Genomic DNA, 16,625 nt, shown 5'->3' with positions numbered 1-16,625 from the left:
ATCGCAAAAGTATGAAAGAGGACACTAGGCAGCGTCAATCAACTCCAATGGAGAACCGTTATGCCTATTGCATTATTTGCGCTGACATTAAGCGCCTTTGCAATCGGGACCACCGAATTCGTGATTGTCGGCCTGGTCCCGACCATCGCCCAAGATCTGGGCGTTACCCTGCCTTCAGCCGGCCTCTTGGTCAGCTTGTATGCCCTTGGTGTCGCCGTTGGCGCGCCTGTCCTTACTGCACTCACAGGACGCTGGAATCGGAAGTGGGTTCTGCTGTCCCTGATGAGTCTTTTCATCATCGGTAATGTGCTTGCCTGGATGGCCCCGAATTACGCCTCTCTGATGACCGCTCGAATCCTGACGGGGCTCGCCCACGGTGTGTTCTTTTCGATTGGCTCAACGATTGCGACCAGTCTTGTTTCAAAAGACAAGGAGGCCAGCGCAATAGCCATCATGTTTACCGGTCTGACTGTGGCTCTGGTCACAGGCGTTCCTCTAGGCACGTTTATCGGGCAGACCTTTGGCTGGCGCGCAACCTTCCTGACCGTGGCTGCACTTGGCGCAATCGCTCTGGTTGGCAGCGCCTTGCTTGTGCCCAAAAACCTGAAGCAATCTGCTCCAGCGACACTGCGCCAACAGCTTGAAGTCATTACCCATCCCAGACTGCTGCTCGTGTACGCAATGACCGCAGTCGGCTATGGCGGCACCTTCACGGCATTCACCTACCTCACGCCAATTCTGGAGGATGTCACCGGGTTTGCTTCTGGCGTCGTCAGTATCTTGCTGCTGGTTTATGGCGTATCCGTAGCAACCGGCAACATCTGGGGAGGCAAGTTGGCAGACCGCCTTGGGCCGACCTCAGCTCTGTACATCATCTTTGGCGGCCTCGCGGTCATCCTGTTTGCACTCACGTTCAGCGCCTACAACCCCATCGCAGCCATCATCACGTTACTGGTTTGGGGTGCCTTCGCGTTCGGTAATGTGCCTGGATTGCAGGTGTATGTCGTGCAACTGGCCGAGCGTTATACCCCGCACTCTGTCGATGTTGCATCCGGCTTGAACATCGCTGCATTCAACATCGGCATTGCAGGTGGCGCATGGCTTGGCGGCCATGTCGTCGAAGATATGGGGTTGATGAATACGCCCTGGATCGGTGGCGTCATCGTTCTCAGTGCGCTTCTCCTGACACGGCTTTCAGCCTCGTTGGACAACCGTCAGACAGCAACCGCATAAGACGTGAAAGGCCTCCCGAGAGGGAGGCCCAAAGAGGTTTGTTATGACCATTTCAAAGTTGACTTCAGGGCCATTGACCGTTGGCCTTGAACTGCCCTTGGATAATGATTGGACTCAGGAAGGCCAGCGCCAACGGATGCTGGACAAGCGACCTTTTGGTGTGCCGGATCTCAGCGAGCATCAATCGCTGGCCAGACTGGCCGATGAACTGGGATTCCGGGCTCTGTGGATTCGAGATGTTCCCCTATACGACCCGTCGTTCGGCGATGCCGCCCAGGTGTTCGATCCGCTGGTGTATCTGGGATTCCTGTCGGGAGTAACCCGGAACATTCTGCTGGGCACGGCGGCAGTCGTTCTACCGCTGCGCAGCCCATGGATCGTGCGCAAATCCGCGGCCTCGGTTCAGGCACTGAGTCATGACCGATTGATGCTCGGCGTGGCAAGCGGAGACCGTCCCTCGGAATACCCATTGTTTGGTGCGGACTATGAAAATCGTGGACAAGCCTTCCGCCACAGTGTGGAGATCTTGACCGGCAAACAGGATTCGCGATTGTCACCAGGCCAAGCGATCCTACCCGATACTCGAACACCCCCGCTGTTATCTGCCGGATTATCACAGCAGTCGCCGGAATGGATCGGTCAGCATATGAGTGGCTGGCTGGCATATCCGGGAACGCCGGAGGAGCACGTTCATCGCGCCAACCTGTGGCGCAACGTCGCCGGTGACAAGCCATATGTGTCCTTTATTCACTTGGACTACCTCAACGATCCCAAGGCGCCGCGTAGACGTCATCGCTTCGGCCTTCAAACCGGGCGGGATGGCCTGATCCGGGAGCTGGAGGAAATGCAGAGTGCTGGCGTGAACCACATTGGACTTCATTTCCGGCGTAATCAGGCGCCGGTGGATGAGTCACTACGACTCGTTGCCCAAGATGTTCTGGGAGTGTTTCATGAAACAAACTGAGAGACCAATAGCTTGGGGCGTGGTGGGAAAAGACAGACCCGCCATCGCCCTTCAACGGAAGAATCTGAATTCTATACCGACCCCAGGCCCGGAAGATGTAGTCATCCGGAATGAATACATCGGCCTGAACCCGGTTGATTGGAAAATGATCCGGAACTGGCCGGCGAATTGGAATATCGGTCACGTACCCGGCGTTGACGGCGCAGGCACTGTGCTCAGATTGGGCGAAAACGTGAAGGGTCTTATACCCGGACAAAGGGTGGCCTACCACCAGGATCTGTACCGGGACGGCAGCTTTGCCAGCCACACCGTGGTCGATAACAGGGCTCTATTGAAAGTTCCGGACACCCTGCCGCTGTTACTGGCAGCTTCTCTGCCCTGCCCATTGATGACCGCCTGGCAGGCGATCGAAAAAGTCCCGCGTCGACCGGAAGCCAATGTCCTGATTACAGGAGCTGGGGGCATGGTTGGACGCTTTCTGATTCAGCTGGCCGCGCAGCGGAATTACCGCGTAACAGCCATGGCTTCGCCCCGCCATCACAAGACGCTTCGTCAGTTGGGAGCCGAAAGCGTGATTGCCTGGGACACCCAGTCGCTTAAAACCCAGTTTTTCGCTGTGTTTGACACCGTGAACGCCCAGCATGCTGCGTCGATGGCCGACTGGATTGAAGCGAATGGCCACCTGGTTTGTATTCAGGATCGTCTGGAAACACCGCCGGTGCCAGCGTTTGATAAGGCCATCTCTCTGCACGAAGTCGCTCTGAACGCACTGTTTCGCGTTGGCACTGATCGCCAATGGGCTCAATTCCGCCAAGCCGGAGAAGACCTTCTCACCATGGTGGCCCATGAAAACCTGCGAGCACCGGAGCCGCGCATCGAAGCCATGGCAGCACTTCCTGAGGCGCTGGAGGAACTCACAACTCAGGATCGTCCACTTAAGACGGTCATCGACGTCCGTCACTTTGCAAATGAGGAGTAACCCATGACAACTGCTATTCCAAACCCCGGCCTTGGCACCTTCCGCCTGAAAGGCGACGACCTGGAATCCGCTGTCACCGAAGCGCTTGATCTGGGTTACCGTCACATTGATACCGCTCAGATTTACGAAAATGAAGGTGAAATCGGGGACCTGCTTTCTGTCTCCGGCATTGATCGGTCGGAGCTCTTCATCACCACCAAGGTTTGGTACGAAAACTTGGCACGTGACAAGTTCATTCCCAGTGTGCGCGAGAGCCTTACCAAATTGAGGACAAACTACGTTGATTTATTGCTGATCCACTGGCCGTCGCCGGATGAGGAAGTCCCGATGCAGGAGTACATCGTCGAGCTGGTCGAAGCCAAGAAACAGGGTCTTGCGAAAGAGATCGGAATCTCCAACTTCACCATCGAACAGATCAGACGTGCTATCGGCATTGCCGGAAAGGACGAGATTTTGACGAACCAGGTGGAGGTCCATCCTTTCCTACAGAATGACGCAGTAGTCGAGTTCTGCCAACGAAATGGCATTGAGGTAACGGGTTTCATGCCATTGGCAGTCGGCAAAGTTCTGGAAGACGAGACCCTGCACGGAATTGCTGAAAGCCACAACGCAAGAATCCCAGAGGTGGTGCTTGCCTGGTTAAGACAACGGGATATTGTGGCGATTCCCTCATCTACCAAACGAGCGCATCTGGCATCGAATCTAAAGGGAAAGGAATTGGTTTTATCTGACAAGGAAATGTCTGAAATAGCAACGTTGGATAGCAATCACCGAATAGCAGATCCGGACTTTGCTCCTACCTGGGATCAGTAGAATCTGTGGTGAACAGCGACCATGAACGTGTAATTTTGCATGGTCGCTGATTACTATAGCAGCGAGCATGTCCGCCTTTGTTTAGGTGTCGCGCGGGATGCGGGACGGCCGGAAAGCGGGCATTCGAGATGGAGCAAGCCGTTCTATCTAATCGACCTGCAAGATGAACATCTCATAACCAAACTCACCGAGATACTGGTCAATAATTCCAATCTCTCGATCAATGTCGTTCAGTGCCATCGATTCTGCCATCTGAGGCTTCAATTCATTGAGGCGTGAGCGTAAAGGTTCATAATAATTTGCCCATGCCTGCTGGCTCAGGGAAAAATGATCAATTACCGTATATCCCGCCCGCCGGATTTGTTGCTCACGTAAAGAAACTGACTGCATGTCAGGATATTCTTGATGCCAAAAGTCCACGGCGGTCTGACTTGGCGTGTCTGTCAGCCAGACCAAATCATTCACCACGATGCAGCCTTTTGGCTTCAGGAATTTTTTCCAAGTTGTAAGCGCTTTCTCAAAGCCCATAACGTAGGCCGACGCTTCTGCCCAGATGAGATCGAAGCTGCCAGTCTGGAATGGCAAATCCGTCATACTTGCGCATTCGGTTCTCACTCGGTCTTGAAGACCTTGCTCAACAAGCCGTTGTTTCAACGCCTCCAGTGCGCTTGCTTCATTGTCTACGGCCACGACCTGAGCCTGAGTCTTTTCGGCAAGTATGATAGTGGCAAGGCCCTTGCCACAGCCGATATCGACCACTTGGGTTGGTACGATAGGCACTAGCGCCAGAGCTTTAACAGTATCTTCTTCAGAACCTGGTCCCCACCGGTCAAGGCCCTGGAAAACGGCCATAAAGTCGGCCATGTATTGGTCATGTTGATTCATATCTTTAGATAACCATTTCAAATGCAGGGCTTGCCGCTCACTAAAGCCTTGCTGTTTAATCCAATCCAGGTAGGCGTCGGGTGCGACCCGATCAGTTACCTGATGCCAGGAACGCAACGAGCCTTTACCGAGCAATGCAGAAAGCAGGCGACTTGCTCTCTGCTTTGCTTCGATCTCAGCATTCAACTGCACCATTCGGCGGTGCAGCATGTCTCTATCGAGCTTGCCATCGAGGCAGTCCTTGCACTCCTGGAGACTCAGCCCCCCGGCTTGTAGCTGTTGAAACAGCCGAAGGCGCTGGAGGTCCTTTTCCCCGTAAAATCGATATCCGTTCGACTGACGCTTGCCAGTGATTAGTCCTTTTCTTTCGTAATACAACAAAGTTGATCGGGACAGACTGAGCTGTGCAGCCAGCTCTGAGATTCGATACATGACACCCCCCAACTTTGCTACTACAGATAGAAGGTAAACTATGAAGTTATAGACGGGTCAACAACGAACGTGGTTTTGAGTCAGCTTACAATTTCCCGAAAGCCAGGCCAATGTTCGCTTTTGTTTAGCTGAGTCCCCAGAGGACGCCCTGGTCGCAAAGCGAACATTCGGATTTGGGGATAACTCCCGGCTCACTCGCTGCCTCCACGCCTATTCCAGACAGATTCGCGCCGTGCATTTCGTCGTTGACGTATGGCTACACAATAAAAATATGGCGAAAGCGCCTCATTTTTCGTAACACTTCCACGAATTCGGTAATAATTTAATCCGCGTCGTTACCACCGAAACAAAAATGTCACACCGCTGACACATTTCAGGACGACTCTATTACTGTATGGAATTTAGTCAGCCTCGCATCGAAAACATTCCGCGCATGAAGCTTCATGCAGCAGGGGAGGCCAGAAATGGACGAAATAACTCCGAGAGCCCTCACTGCATCAGAGATTGAGTACATGGGTGAGCTACTGGAAGATCTCACCAATCTTCGAGATAGCCTTTGCTCTATAGCTGCCCACCCCCCATTTAGCCTCAACGAACTCGACTCTGGCTATCGTATAAGCGCCGAAAACCTTCTGCATTACCTCGCGTTGCGCCGACAGGATATCCGACTGCTCCAGCAGCGCCTTGTTACGCTTGGATTTTCCTCATTGGGTCGTTCGGAATCCTGCGTACTGCCGACACTAGACATCATCATCCGCACACTTTCCTTACTACTCGGACAGCCACCAAAAGCAGATTGCGGCGAAACCTCCACGATCACGATTCAGGATGGCCCCCTGTTACTGCTGCAGCATTCGAAAGAACTACTTGGGGCCACGCCCGAAGCTAGAAATGTACGGATCATGGTCACCATGCCAACGGAATCGGCACAAGATCCCTCAATCATTCGCGATTTGCTGAAAGCCGGGATGAATTGCATGCGCATAAATTGCGCCCATGATGACCCAGAAACCTGGCTGGAGATGATCAATAATCTGCAAACTGCAAAAGAGGAGTTCGGACAGAGTTGTCAGGTTTTTATGGATTTGGGTGGGCCGAAGATACGCACGGGTGAGATCGAACCCGGACCGCACGTTGTGCATGTACACCCCAAACGTAATGAATACGGAATCACCGTTTTCCCTGCGCGCATACTGCTGGTGCCGGAGGGAAGTTCAGCACCGGAAATTAGCGATAACCAGACTGTTTTCGGTGTTCCAAAGAGTTTTCTACAAAAGCTCAAGAGATTTGATGAGATCCGGCTCCTTGATGCACGCCACAAGCCCCGGAAATGGACCGTTGTTGAAGTTAGCGACTTTGGATGCCGGGTTGAGAGCATCAAAACCTGTTACGTAGTGCCCGGAACGCCCCTTCAGCTGAAAGAAAAACAACGCCCGAAAATCACAGCCAAGATTACCAGTGTCCCCAAGCAACCCGGGTTTATAGTCCTCCGCCAAGGCGATTGTCTTGTAGTTACGGCCGACTCGAATGCCGGACATTCCAAGCATTTAGACACCCAGGGAAATCTTGTTACTCCCGCTACGATAAGCTGCACGATGCCCGAGGTCGTTTCTCAAGTTCATCCGGGCGAGAGCGTCTGGTTTGATGACGGGAAAATTGGTGGTGTCATTGAAAAAGTAGAGACAGACCGATTCTGGGTAAAAATCCAACACGCTCGTCCAGAAGGCAGCAAACTTAGAGCCGGTAAAGGCATGAACCTTCCGGATAGCCAGCTTAACGTCAGCTCTCTGACGCCGACCGACATCAGCCACCTGACATTCATCGCTAAGCATGCAGATGCCGTCCAGATGTCATTTGTAAACTCCGCACATGACGTCACATTGCTTGACGAAGCACTGTCCCGGGTAAAGGGGGATCACTTAGGCATCGTCCTCAAGATCGAAACCCGAAGAGGATTTGAGAATTTGCCCTCTATGCTGCTGACCGCTATGCGCCGACCCAAGGTGGGCGTCATGATTGCAAGGGGCGATCTTGCTGTTGAGTGTGGATATGAGCGACTGGCAGAAGTCCAGGAAGAGATATTGTCAGTGTGTGAAGCCGCCCATGTACCCGTTATCTGGGCGACTCAAGTACTAGAAAACCTGGCTCAGAAAGGCATGCCCTCTCGCGCAGAGATTTCAGATGCAGTCATGGCGCACCGTGCAGAGTGCGTCATGCTGAACAAAGGGCCGCACGTTATCGAAGCGCTTGGTGTGCTCGACAGCATTCTCAAGCGCATGGAACAGCATCAAACCAAAAAACGGGCACTACTCAGGGCACTGAGATTGGCCCAGAACGGACGGTAACAAGTGGATACCGATGAAGGATTGCTAGCCAGCTATCTAAAACGGAAGTTGTCTGCCCATGAAGCGGTCGAGACCATTTCAGGCTGCAGAAACCTGATTCTCGGAATGAGCGCCGCGCAACCGCCGGCATTGATGGCAGCCACTGCAGATGCCCTCAGAGATCGATTGATTGGTCCGTTAAACGTCTATTATCTGCATGGTACGGAACATCTTCAGCAAACTCTTTTAGCTCCAGATCTCATTGATCTCGTAACACCCCGTCCACTCTTTCTAAGCCATTCAGACAGGGCTGCCATTGCACAATCTCACTCTACAAACTGGATTGAATTCGTACCCGCAATGCTTCACCAGGCCGGCCGCCTGCTGACAGAGCACATAGATCCGGAATGTTTTTTTGTGACCGTATCGCCGATGGATCGCCATGGATATTTCAGCCTCGGCACCAACGCTGATTACGGTGCGTCGGTGATCCGAAAAGCAAGGAAAGTCATTGTCGAGGTCAACCGGTATATGCCTCGAACCTTTGGTGAATGTTCCGTCCATATTTCAGAAATAGACCACATCGTTGAGCACGATCAACCGCTGGTAGAGGCAATCCCCAAGGCGCCCACAGAGGTCGATAGAAAGATTGCGCAGCAGATCATCGAACGGATTAACGATGGGGACACCTTACAGATCGGAGTGGGCGGGGTGCCAAATGCCGTGCTTTCAGGCTTGAATCAGCATAAAGACCTGGGGCTACACAGCGAACTGTTTTCCCCGGCAATGGTTCCCCTGATTCAGACTGGGGTCTTGAATGGTCGACGCAAGACATGGATGCAACACAAGCACGTTTTCACCTTCGCTCTCGGAGACCGTGCGCTCTACGAGTTCCTTGACGATAACCCTGCTATCGTTGGATACCCTGCGTCCTGGGTAAACAATCCAGACATCATTCGGCTTAACGACAACATGGTGTCTGTAAATTCAGCACTCGAAATAGATCTGACTGGCCAGATCAATTCTGAACAAATTGGCGATCGCCCCTTTTCAGGCACCGGTGGCCAACTCGATTTTGTTCGTGGTGCTTACGCCGCAAGAAACGGCCGCTCTTTCATTGCATTAAGGTCAACCGCTCAATCGGGCTCTGTCAGCCGTATCGTCCCGCGTCTACTCAGCGGTGCCGTCACAGACCCCCGGAATGATGTGCAATTCGTAGTGACGGAATATGGCTGTGTTAACCTCAAAGGCCTTTCTATTCCTCAAAGAGCCAAGGCTCTCATACAACTTGCATGCCCCGAATTTCGCGAGCAACTTGAGCGAGAGGCAACATCACTTGGATGGATATAGGCACTATAGATCGGACCACTGAAATCAGAGCGCTGGATAATACCAAGCTAGTTGTTTAGAACGGCCTCAATCGCCCGGTAATCATCATATGTCACGAGGTTTATTCCCATCGCTCGCTGAGTATTCAGGTATTCCGAGAGCATTGGCGAAGGCGTTGTCAGTAGATTAATTACCCGGCTCCGAACGTCCTCGCAAATTCCACTGCGGAATACAAAAGGGTCATAGTGTAACGGTACCGAACGCCAGAGAACCGTTAGGGTGTCCTCCGCAATCATGCCGCGCCTGAGCGCTTCATCTGCTCTTGAGCTGGAGACAAAGGCAGCCTCCGCCTTGTTGTCCAGCAACGCCATCAATGCCTTGTCATGGCTACCCGCGTATATGTTGGCTCCAAAGAAATCGGAGAATGGCTCGCCGATCGTGGTTGCAAACTCGTTTTTGGGAATGAGAGCCCCTGATGTACTGGAAGGATCTGTCAGCAGTATCCTGGTATTTCTCAGGTCCTCAATGCTGTTTATCCCCGCTGCCGTTGGAACTACCAGTAACGAATAATAGAAACTCCCCTCGGGTGTAAAGAGCCCGGCCTCGGTGGTTAGAGAAGCGAAGGCATCCAGCCCCGGGTCTGTTCGATGGGCGATAACATAGGATGCCGGCCCCATAACGGCCAGGTCGACACCGCCCGAGAGTACACCGTCCATCACGCTCTCGTAAGAGGTGGCTCTAACCAGTTCTACCGGCATCCCAAGCCCCTGCTCTAGCAGCGTAATCAACGGCTGATATTCAGAGGCCTGCTGGTCGATATCTTTTTTTGGGATCATCGTGAAGGTCAATCTGTTCATGTTGCAGTTTTTGACCTCTCGGACGGCTCCCGAACTATAAAACGATGCAAAGGCGAGCGATGCGAACGCGAGAATTAACGTCAGCAACCTCATGCTCTGGCTTCCTCTTCTGCGAAGGTTCTCAGGAACTCAGGAATCTTCTCCGCTGGCATGGGGCGCCCCAGGTGATAGCCCTGTGCAATGTCACAGCCGGCGACTTTCAGGTGAACCAGCTGCTCACGGGTTTCCACGCCCTCGGCCACCACTTTGAGCGCCATGCGCTTGGCCAGAATAATGGTAGAGGACACGATCGGACTGTCATCATGGCTGTTTGAGATGCGGTTAATCAGGCTTCGGTCAATCTTGAGCTTGTCTACCGGTACGGCCTCCAGGTGCGCAAATCCTGCGTAACCGGTGCCGAAATCATCAAGGCTGAGACGAATACCTGCCTGCTTCAGGCAGTGCAGGCTCTCAACCGCCCGGCCTTCCAGCATGGCCGTTTCCGTGACTTCCAGTTCCAGCAAGTCAGTTGTTAAACCGTAGTCAGACACCGTCGACAAGACATCTTTGCAGAACTCCGGCTGCGCAAGCTGTATCGGGGAAACATTGACCGCAACGGGCTTCGAGGTCCCATGCTTTTGTTTCCAATCGGATATCTGAGCGCAAGCCAGTCGAACCACTTCCATGCCCAGGGCCACGACAAAGCCGGTTTTCTCGGCCACCGGAATAAATCGGTCTGGATACAGCAGGCCGAAGCCCGGATGTTGCCATCGAACCAGAGCCTCATACCCAATAATTTCCATAGCCTCCAGGCAAACCTGGGGTTGGTAATGCAGAACAAACTCCCGGTTTTTGAGGGCCTTTACAAAGGCTTGTTCCAGGTGAAATTCTTCCACATCACTCACATTCAGTGACTGGTCGAAAAACCGGTACTGGCCACGGCCAGCTTTCTTGGCCGAATACATAGCGGCATCAGCACATTTGGTCAGTTCATCAATACTCTGGCCGTCCCGAGGGCTGATGGCGATACCAATGCTAGGACTGGTATTCAGCTCTGTTCCTTCCAACATGTAGGGGGCGGACAAATGCGCGGTTAAAGCTGCGGCCCACTGCTCGATGTCGGCCTCACTGCGATCACCCACCAACAGCACTACAAATTCATCACCGCCGAAACGAGCGGCAATATCACCTTTGCCCAGCATGCGTTGAATGCGACCGGCTACGGCCTGCAGTAGCAGGTCACCGATGTGGTGGCCAAGAGAATCATTAATGGATTTAAAGCGATCCAGATCGATAAACAGCATGGTTGACAGCTTCCGCTGTCGACGCTGTTCCAGTACCAGCGAATCTGCCACATCCAGAAACTGGCGACGGTTGAACAGACCACTGAGATGATCAATCGAAGCGGCACGGCTACTGCGGGCATGCTCGGTTTCAAGGCGCTCAATCAGTTGCTGGTTGTTCCGCTCGGACAACCGCAATGCCTCCAACACTCTTTGCTGTCCGGTCAAACTCCGGATCAGCCAGAACACAATACCGAAAACCAGTAAGGTCATTACGCTGTTTGCAATCAGTTGCTTATTCTGGCCAGGCGTCAGCGGTGCAAAGATCTCGTCGTATGGCTGGGCCACACTAACTGTAAAACCATTCGCTGGACGGGTCACGAAAACATATTGGTATTGCTCGCCCACCAACTCCAGCGTGGCTTCGCCGGTCACAACACGGCCTTCAGCCGCAATCTGCACTTTCGGTACCTGAGGCCCTCCAACCACAATGCCGCTCTCATTGGCCCGCATCCACTCATCCCCCCTGGAATCCAGAATCTGAATAAAGCCCGAGCCCAGCTCAACATTCTGTAGAAGCCCAGCCAGGTAGGCGATGTCCAGCTCAATCAAGATCAATCTTGAGGAGCGGGACAAATCTGCCAGTCTGAGTGGAACCAGGAACGGCAATCGCCAGGCAGGCTCTTGTGGCACGTAAGCCGGATCCGCAACTCGTTCGGGAAGCACAGGCACAAATCCAGCTCCGGCAAAGTGGTCTTCAGTTCCAGACAACCAACTACCAAGGTTTGAGCGTGCCGAACCCAGATGGCTGGTGTAAATCAGTTCTCCCGACAGATTGTAAACACTGAGCCGGTTGAACACGGGATCTTCTGCCAGAAGCGTCAAGAGCCTGGTCTCTGCTTCTTGATGCGCGATGACATCGTCATTCACCAGGCTACCCATGGCCTTGGCTCGATCAGTCATCTGCTTGAGGCTCTCCGACACAATCAATGCCAGATTGCGGTTCTCGGAGAGTCTTGCATTGAGGGTTTCCGCCCTCGTTGCAGATGCCTGCCAAAGGAATAACACCCATAGGAACAAAACGATAACAACCCCGAGTGCCAGCATGGTTAGCTGAACGCTATTCAGGGGAGTATCAGATTTCGCTGTCATCAAGCTAGAACCTGGAGAAAAGGGATAGGTAAACGTCAGCCTCTCCAGTGGCCGGATAAATCCTGTGAGTCGGGTGAGGCATTTCGCCACCAAAACCCATACCCCTCAAAGGCTAGCGGTCAAGTATGGCAGCTACATGACAGGCCAGATTCGTTAACGGGTTCACACATATGACACAGGAACTTCATTTCTCAATGTTAAGTGTATGGCTCCCATCCATAACGGAGCAGCAGTAATGTCCGGTCAATCATCCCTTCTGGTAGAAAAGCTCTGGCGCCTTAAACGCCGCATCGACAAAGGCCAATGCCCCGGTGTCGACTTTATTCATCTGAACGTCCTGCTTAGAGAGCCTGCTTATCGGGCCGATGTTCTCAGGCGGGTAGAAACAAACGGCTCACCCGAGCTCCAGGCGCTTGCCCGGGAAATTATGGCAAACGATCCTGGTGAGCCGCTAATGGCGAAGTCTCCAACAGAAACATTGACGAAAAAGCAGACTAAAAAGGAGAAACAACGTGGTTGGCTGACTCGCAATGGTATCGTCGTGATTCCGATATCTGCGGCCTTCGTCGCAGCAATTGCCGGTTTCACTGCGTTTGAGAACCGTGCGGTCCGGGTCACTGACGATATTGTCTATGATACCGTTTGGCAGAGTGGCCGCCGTTACATTCTGGATGATGTTATCTACGTGGATAGCGCCAGGCTCACCATTGAACCGGGCGTAACCATCGAAGGTGAACGCGGTTCTGCTCTGATCGTCACCAAAGACAGCCGACTCTTCGCCCGGGGAACCCGGGAACAGCCCGTCGTGTTCACCAGCCACCAACCCGAGGGCCAGAGAACCCGAGGCGACTGGGGCGGCCTGGTTCTGCTCGGCAAAGCGCCGGTTAATCAGCCCGCCGCAGCCATAGAAGGTGTACCGGAGGCGGATCTACGTGGCCAGTTTGGTGGTACCGACCACAGCCACAGTTGTGGCGTACTGCAATTTACCCGCATCGAATTCGCCGGCTTTGAGGTGTACAAAGACAACGAGCTGAATGGTCTTACGCTGGGTGGTTGCGGCTCAGACACCATTGTCGAAAACGTGCAGGTACATCGCGCGCTGGACGATGGCATTGAGATGTTCGGTGGTACCGTAGACCTGAAAAACATTCTGATAACCGGCGCCGCTGATGACAGCATCGATTGGGACTGGGGTTGGACAGGTAACGTCCAGTTCGCGGTCATCCAGCAATACGGGGATGTGGGCGACAATGGCTTTGAGGGTGACAGCAATGGGTCTGATCACAACGCCACGCCCCGGTCAGAGCCCACCTTCTACAATGTCACGATGTACGGCGCCGGCCGCTCGGCCAAACAGCACCGTGCCATGGTTCTGCGAGAAGGTTCCGGTGGCCATTTCCACAACATGATCATCGACAGCTTTGCCATCGAGGCACTTGATACCAGGGATGAGGTCCGGTCTTTGGTGGCCATGGACAAGCTGACATTCAGCCACAACCTTATCTCCAACAATGGCCGCCTCGGCAATCTGGCAACCGAACCAGAGGCTGACGATGATGATTTTGGCTTCCAGGAGGACGTGTGGATTCAGGACCCGACCAACCGCAATCATCAGCTGGCGGAAAGTGGCTTGCAGCCAACCGTGACAAGCACGACTTCACCAAATTTCCGCTCCAGAGGCCTCATTCGGAATATGGAAGCAACACGGCCACCCAAGTCGGAGTTTTTCGACGAATCTGCGGACTACCTGGGCGCTATTAATCCTCGCTCCAGTGACACCTGGCTGGATGGCTGGACCGCGTTTCCGGAGTCATAAAGCAAAGTCGTCCGTGCGTCTATGGTTAGCCAAGGTATAGCCTGCCCTAAAATCGTCAGAAATGTGGACGAGATAGTAGCAGGGCGAGCGTGGGCTGAGCGGTACAAGGACTCCCGGTTCTGCCTCTGCAATGGTTGTCACAAAAATATCATCAAATAAGCTTACCGTGGCAACCGGCGAGTCTGTTCAAGTCTGGAGCCGCAAAACGCGCAGCGAACTCGGCGGACGGGCACATCCAGCCAGACACGATATTGGAATAGGTCTAGTTCGCAAACCAGCGATGAACCATAAAAAAGCCCTACACGGAGGCAGGGCTTCTTTACGTATAGCTAGCAACAAAGTATCCGGACTCTTACCGGATACGGCGCGCTATATGGCAGTTTATGCCGCTTTCTTGAGCTTCTTTTTCAAGCTCTTCAGCTTGCCTTCCTGCTTGGCGATCTTCGCCTTACGGGCTTTGATTTCTTTTTTCAGGCTGGTTACTTTCTTCGTAGTTTTCTTGGCCATGATTCACTCCTGGTGTGTGATTGCTCGATTACCGCCCTCAGTCGTCCTTATGGGTTCGCACGAAGTTGCGTATGAACTTTCGTACCTCTCTGGCGGCACTGGTATCCAGCTCTTCACACAATGAAATGAATTCATCGCGCTCTGCACTGTTGATCCGAATCAGTAGCTGAGAGTCTTTTTTCCCTGCCTTTTTCTTGCGTGGCTTCAACTGCTTTTCGGAAATACTATCGGCTGCCATGGGTCATCCACTCACTGAGAACACTTTTAGTATATACATTGTATATAGAAAAGATAGACTCAGGCGCCCAAGGTGTCGCAGTCAGATGTCGTGTTGCTTTCGAAAGCTGTTGATCTCTTCCACGACTTTGCGGGCGACTGTGTAGTGATCCAGGCGATCAAAAAGCCTTCTAAGAATTTCCTTTTCTTTGTCGTCGACTACGCCGTCTTCCAAAGCTAATCGCTCGATCATGGCGAGCTCTTTTTCGTCTATGGTGTCGTCGTTGGCGAAGACCACCAGGAAGGAATACCCCACCAGTTCTTTTGCCCGTGATTTCTCTGTCATAACGGCACCCTATCTGATGCATCATAAATGCCCAGCAGGCAACGCCAAGAGCATTTCCAGGTATCGCCTGGCTGCATATTCGCTTTCCGATTGATACAGCGGTTCCTCACCAGGTATGCGCACCTCGTATCGAAACGGCCGGCAAAAGCCGCTCGGCTCTTTAAAGCTTAGCTCAAGAAGTTCAACCGGTAGTTCTTCACAGGACCAGCAACAACGAATTTCAACGGCTTGGATAGCCTTACTCATACCAGACACATATGCCCCCAGGTGGATCAGTTGCACTACAAAAGCAACAGAGGGCTCATCCTGAGCAATACACGCGGATTGCGTTCCGCCTCATCTAGGCGGTGACGGAATTAAAGCAAGGTGATGTTGCGGTGGCGTGACGGGGATAAAAAAACCGAGCCCTGGGACAGGGACTCGGCAAACAATCATGATCCTAATCCTGATTGGCCGACAATCGTAACCTTCAGCTGTTTCAATTTCATTTCAGGAGAACAGGGTTCATTCACCAATCCTGTTTCTGCTTTAGGAGCTCATTGTTATAGGGACCAATGGTTTCGAGCAAAACGGATGATCTTGAGAACTGGCCTCGACCCCAGGCAATGTCATTTTGCCATTCGTCCTTCAACGCCGATTCAATCGTCCACTGCTTCAGGGATGAATAAACAAGCCGCGCCTGTGCCGTAACACGGCTTTCTGTCAGGTTCTGGAATGGGAAGAATTCAAACTTGTCGCACTGGACCAGAAGGGTCGTCTCAAGAGTACCCGCTGCCAAAAACGACGCATCATAGAGTAGCTGGAAAATGATGGACTCTTTCACTGTGCCCAATGGAGAGCAGGAAAAGGCGTTGAGACGGACGGACAGGGAACACTGGCTATCTTCCAGTTCAATGTGCGGCCTCATCCATGGGCCTACGAACGTAGATCTGTGAAACGCCAATAGGGCTCGGTAGTGGTCCTCTCTGGGGTTCATTTCATTAACCTCAGATCGGGACTGTCAACGTCCTTTTGAACAGACCTTAGGGGAGAAAAAACGCCGGGGTTGAATCCCCGGCAATGCGAGAGCACCTGGTACTTATCGTACTTCAGGAACCATCACTATAGGGTTCTAACGTTACAAACGAATTTCAGGCTTCGTTCCCTAAGAGAACTTGCGCCTTTCCTTCATGACCTTCCAGTCAATGACGTTTCCCTCAGAGTCGAAATGGACATAGCCGGCATAACCATCCGATTCTTCCCAGGTTTTGATAAAGCCAACAACCTCGCCGTTCTCTGTGCACATTTCGTAGGATGTTTTGCTAGGGTCTATCTGGCGCGATTCATCGACTTCAGGCTCGACCTCCCGGAGTGTCTGGTCTTTTTTGAGAGACAAGGTGGTTTCAATCCAATCGGAACTCATGGGGCACCTCTTTACTGGGTAAGGGACAGCACTTATCTGGCTGTTTATTCTATGCTCAATTTAATCGGCTATTTTGATGTGTCTCAAGTTGATTTTGGTCTTAAAAAT

General features: G+C 52.7%; 15 protein-coding genes. 7 read left to right on the top strand and 8 right to left on the bottom strand.

Annotation, left to right across the window (positions count from 1 at the left end; genetic code table 11):
• Positions 1-60 precede the first annotated feature (60 nt).
• From Q674_RS33220 to dkgB, 4 genes are read left to right on the top strand one after another with little or no spacing between them, the layout of a single operon-like run.
• Positions 61-1,233, top strand: a complete 1,173-nt coding sequence (locus Q674_RS33220) for an MFS transporter (RefSeq protein ID WP_022992802.1) — start codon at positions 61-63, stop codon at positions 1,231-1,233.
• A gap of 43 nt (positions 1,234-1,276) precedes the next feature.
• Positions 1,277-2,197 carry a TIGR03571 family LLM class oxidoreductase gene (locus Q674_RS33215; protein WP_022992801.1) on the top strand — a complete coding sequence of 307 codons (921 nt, stop codon included), beginning with the start codon at positions 1,277-1,279 and terminating at the stop codon, positions 2,195-2,197.
• Positions 2,184-3,176 (top strand): alcohol dehydrogenase catalytic domain-containing protein, encoded by a 993-nt coding sequence (locus Q674_RS33210; RefSeq protein ID WP_081698941.1) that lies wholly within the window; start codon positions 2,184-2,186, stop codon positions 3,174-3,176. Before Q674_RS33215 ends, Q674_RS33210 begins: the two co-directional genes overlap by 14 nt.
• A 3-nt stretch (positions 3,177-3,179) precedes the next feature.
• Entirely contained in the window at positions 3,180-3,989 is an 810-nt protein-coding gene (gene dkgB, locus Q674_RS33205; protein WP_023009180.1) for a 2,5-didehydrogluconate reductase DkgB, read from the top strand.
• Between the two features lie 147 nt (positions 3,990-4,136).
• Here dkgB and Q674_RS33200 read toward each other — a convergent pair whose 3' ends face one another.
• Positions 4,137-5,306: a MerR family transcriptional regulator gene (locus tag Q674_RS33200; RefSeq protein WP_022992364.1), complete on the bottom strand. Its 1,170-nt coding sequence runs from the start codon at positions 5,304-5,306 to the stop codon at positions 4,137-4,139.
• Positions 5,307-5,770: 464 nt separating this feature from the next.
• On the opposite strand from Q674_RS33200, the gene Q674_RS33195 reads away from it, so the two are divergent.
• On the top strand, positions 5,771-7,651 hold the full coding sequence (locus Q674_RS33195; RefSeq protein ID WP_031210217.1) for a pyruvate kinase: 1,881 nt from the start codon (positions 5,771-5,773) through the stop codon (positions 7,649-7,651).
• Positions 7,652-7,654: 3 nt separating this feature from the next.
• A complete protein-coding gene (locus tag Q674_RS33190) occupies positions 7,655-8,980 on the top strand; it encodes an acetyl-CoA hydrolase/transferase family protein (protein WP_023009178.1) in 1,326 nt (441 codons plus the stop codon).
• Between the two features lie 47 nt (positions 8,981-9,027).
• On the opposite strand, the gene Q674_RS33185 is transcribed toward Q674_RS33190, so the two are convergent.
• Together Q674_RS33185 and Q674_RS33180 are read right to left on the bottom strand one after the other, a co-directional pair.
• The gene (locus Q674_RS33185; protein WP_023009177.1) at positions 9,028-9,909 is read right to left on the bottom strand and encodes a phosphate/phosphite/phosphonate ABC transporter substrate-binding protein; all 882 of its coding nucleotides are present in this window, start codon (positions 9,907-9,909) and stop codon (positions 9,028-9,030) included.
• Positions 9,906-12,230, bottom strand: coding sequence for a putative bifunctional diguanylate cyclase/phosphodiesterase (locus tag Q674_RS33180; RefSeq protein WP_031210215.1), 2,325 nt, complete (start codon positions 12,228-12,230; stop codon positions 9,906-9,908). Before Q674_RS33180 ends, Q674_RS33185 begins: the two co-directional genes overlap by 4 nt.
• A 235-nt stretch (positions 12,231-12,465) precedes the next feature.
• Here Q674_RS33180 and Q674_RS33175 point away from each other — a divergent pair, with 235 nt between their 5' ends.
• Positions 12,466-14,046 (top strand): hypothetical protein, encoded by a 1,581-nt coding sequence (locus Q674_RS33175; RefSeq protein WP_023009175.1) that lies wholly within the window; start codon positions 12,466-12,468, stop codon positions 14,044-14,046.
• 381 nt (positions 14,047-14,427) lie between these two features.
• Here Q674_RS33175 and Q674_RS41565 read toward each other — a convergent pair whose 3' ends face one another.
• The 5 genes from Q674_RS41565 to Q674_RS33155 form a co-directional block, all read right to left on the bottom strand.
• Positions 14,428-14,553, bottom strand: coding sequence for a hypothetical protein (locus Q674_RS41565; RefSeq protein ID WP_022991524.1), 126 nt, complete (start codon positions 14,551-14,553; stop codon positions 14,428-14,430).
• 37 nt (positions 14,554-14,590) lie between these two features.
• Positions 14,591-14,791, bottom strand: a complete 201-nt coding sequence (locus Q674_RS33170; RefSeq protein ID WP_011786676.1) for a hypothetical protein — start codon at positions 14,789-14,791, stop codon at positions 14,591-14,593.
• An 81-nt stretch (positions 14,792-14,872) separates the two neighbouring features.
• Positions 14,873-15,115, bottom strand: a complete 243-nt coding sequence (locus Q674_RS33165; protein WP_011786677.1) for a hypothetical protein — start codon at positions 15,113-15,115, stop codon at positions 14,873-14,875.
• A 508-nt stretch (positions 15,116-15,623) separates the two neighbouring features.
• Positions 15,624-15,938, bottom strand: coding sequence for a hypothetical protein (locus Q674_RS33160; protein ID WP_141067130.1), 315 nt, complete (start codon positions 15,936-15,938; stop codon positions 15,624-15,626).
• A gap of 321 nt (positions 15,939-16,259) precedes the next feature.
• A complete protein-coding gene (locus Q674_RS33155) occupies positions 16,260-16,517 on the bottom strand; it encodes a hypothetical protein (protein WP_023009174.1) in 258 nt (85 codons plus the stop codon).
• Positions 16,518-16,625: the final 108 nt, after the last annotated feature.

It is taken from the genome of Marinobacter sp. EVN1 (assembly GCF_000475375.1).
Classification (GTDB): domain Bacteria; phylum Pseudomonadota; class Gammaproteobacteria; order Pseudomonadales; family Oleiphilaceae; genus Marinobacter; species Marinobacter nauticus.
The sequence above is the reverse complement of the archived record's forward strand: the minus strand, read 5'-3'. Positions and strand labels throughout refer to the sequence as shown.

Bases quoted from the DNA above. Each gene is read 5' to 3' on its own strand.
- Q674_RS33220 (WP_022992802.1), top strand. From the start codon at position 61: ATGCCTATTGCATTATTTGCGCTGACATTAAGCGCCTTTGCAATCGGG.
- Q674_RS33215 (WP_022992801.1), top strand. From the start codon at position 1,277: ATGACCATTTCAAAGTTGACTTCAGGGCCATTGACCGTTGGCCTTGAA.
- Q674_RS33210 (WP_081698941.1), top strand. From the start codon at position 2,184: ATGAAACAAACTGAGAGACCAATAGCTTGGGGCGTGGTGGGAAAAGAC.
- dkgB (WP_023009180.1), top strand. From the start codon at position 3,180: ATGACAACTGCTATTCCAAACCCCGGCCTTGGCACCTTCCGCCTGAAA.
- Q674_RS33200 (WP_022992364.1), bottom strand. From the start codon at position 5,306: ATGTATCGAATCTCAGAGCTGGCTGCACAGCTCAGTCTGTCCCGATCA.
- Q674_RS33195 (WP_031210217.1), top strand. From the start codon at position 5,771: ATGGACGAAATAACTCCGAGAGCCCTCACTGCATCAGAGATTGAGTAC.
- Q674_RS33185 (WP_023009177.1), bottom strand. From the start codon at position 9,909: ATGAGGTTGCTGACGTTAATTCTCGCGTTCGCATCGCTCGCCTTTGCA.
- Q674_RS33180 (WP_031210215.1), bottom strand. From the start codon at position 12,230: ATGACAGCGAAATCTGATACTCCCCTGAATAGCGTTCAGCTAACCATG.
- Q674_RS33175 (WP_023009175.1), top strand. From the start codon at position 12,466: ATGTCCGGTCAATCATCCCTTCTGGTAGAAAAGCTCTGGCGCCTTAAA.
- Q674_RS41565 (WP_022991524.1), bottom strand. From the start codon at position 14,553: ATGGCCAAGAAAACTACGAAGAAAGTAACCAGCCTGAAAAAAGAAATC.
- Q674_RS33170 (WP_011786676.1), bottom strand. From the start codon at position 14,791: ATGGCAGCCGATAGTATTTCCGAAAAGCAGTTGAAGCCACGCAAGAAA.
- Q674_RS33165 (WP_011786677.1), bottom strand. From the start codon at position 15,115: ATGACAGAGAAATCACGGGCAAAAGAACTGGTGGGGTATTCCTTCCTG.
- Q674_RS33155 (WP_023009174.1), bottom strand. From the start codon at position 16,517: ATGAGTTCCGATTGGATTGAAACCACCTTGTCTCTCAAAAAAGACCAG.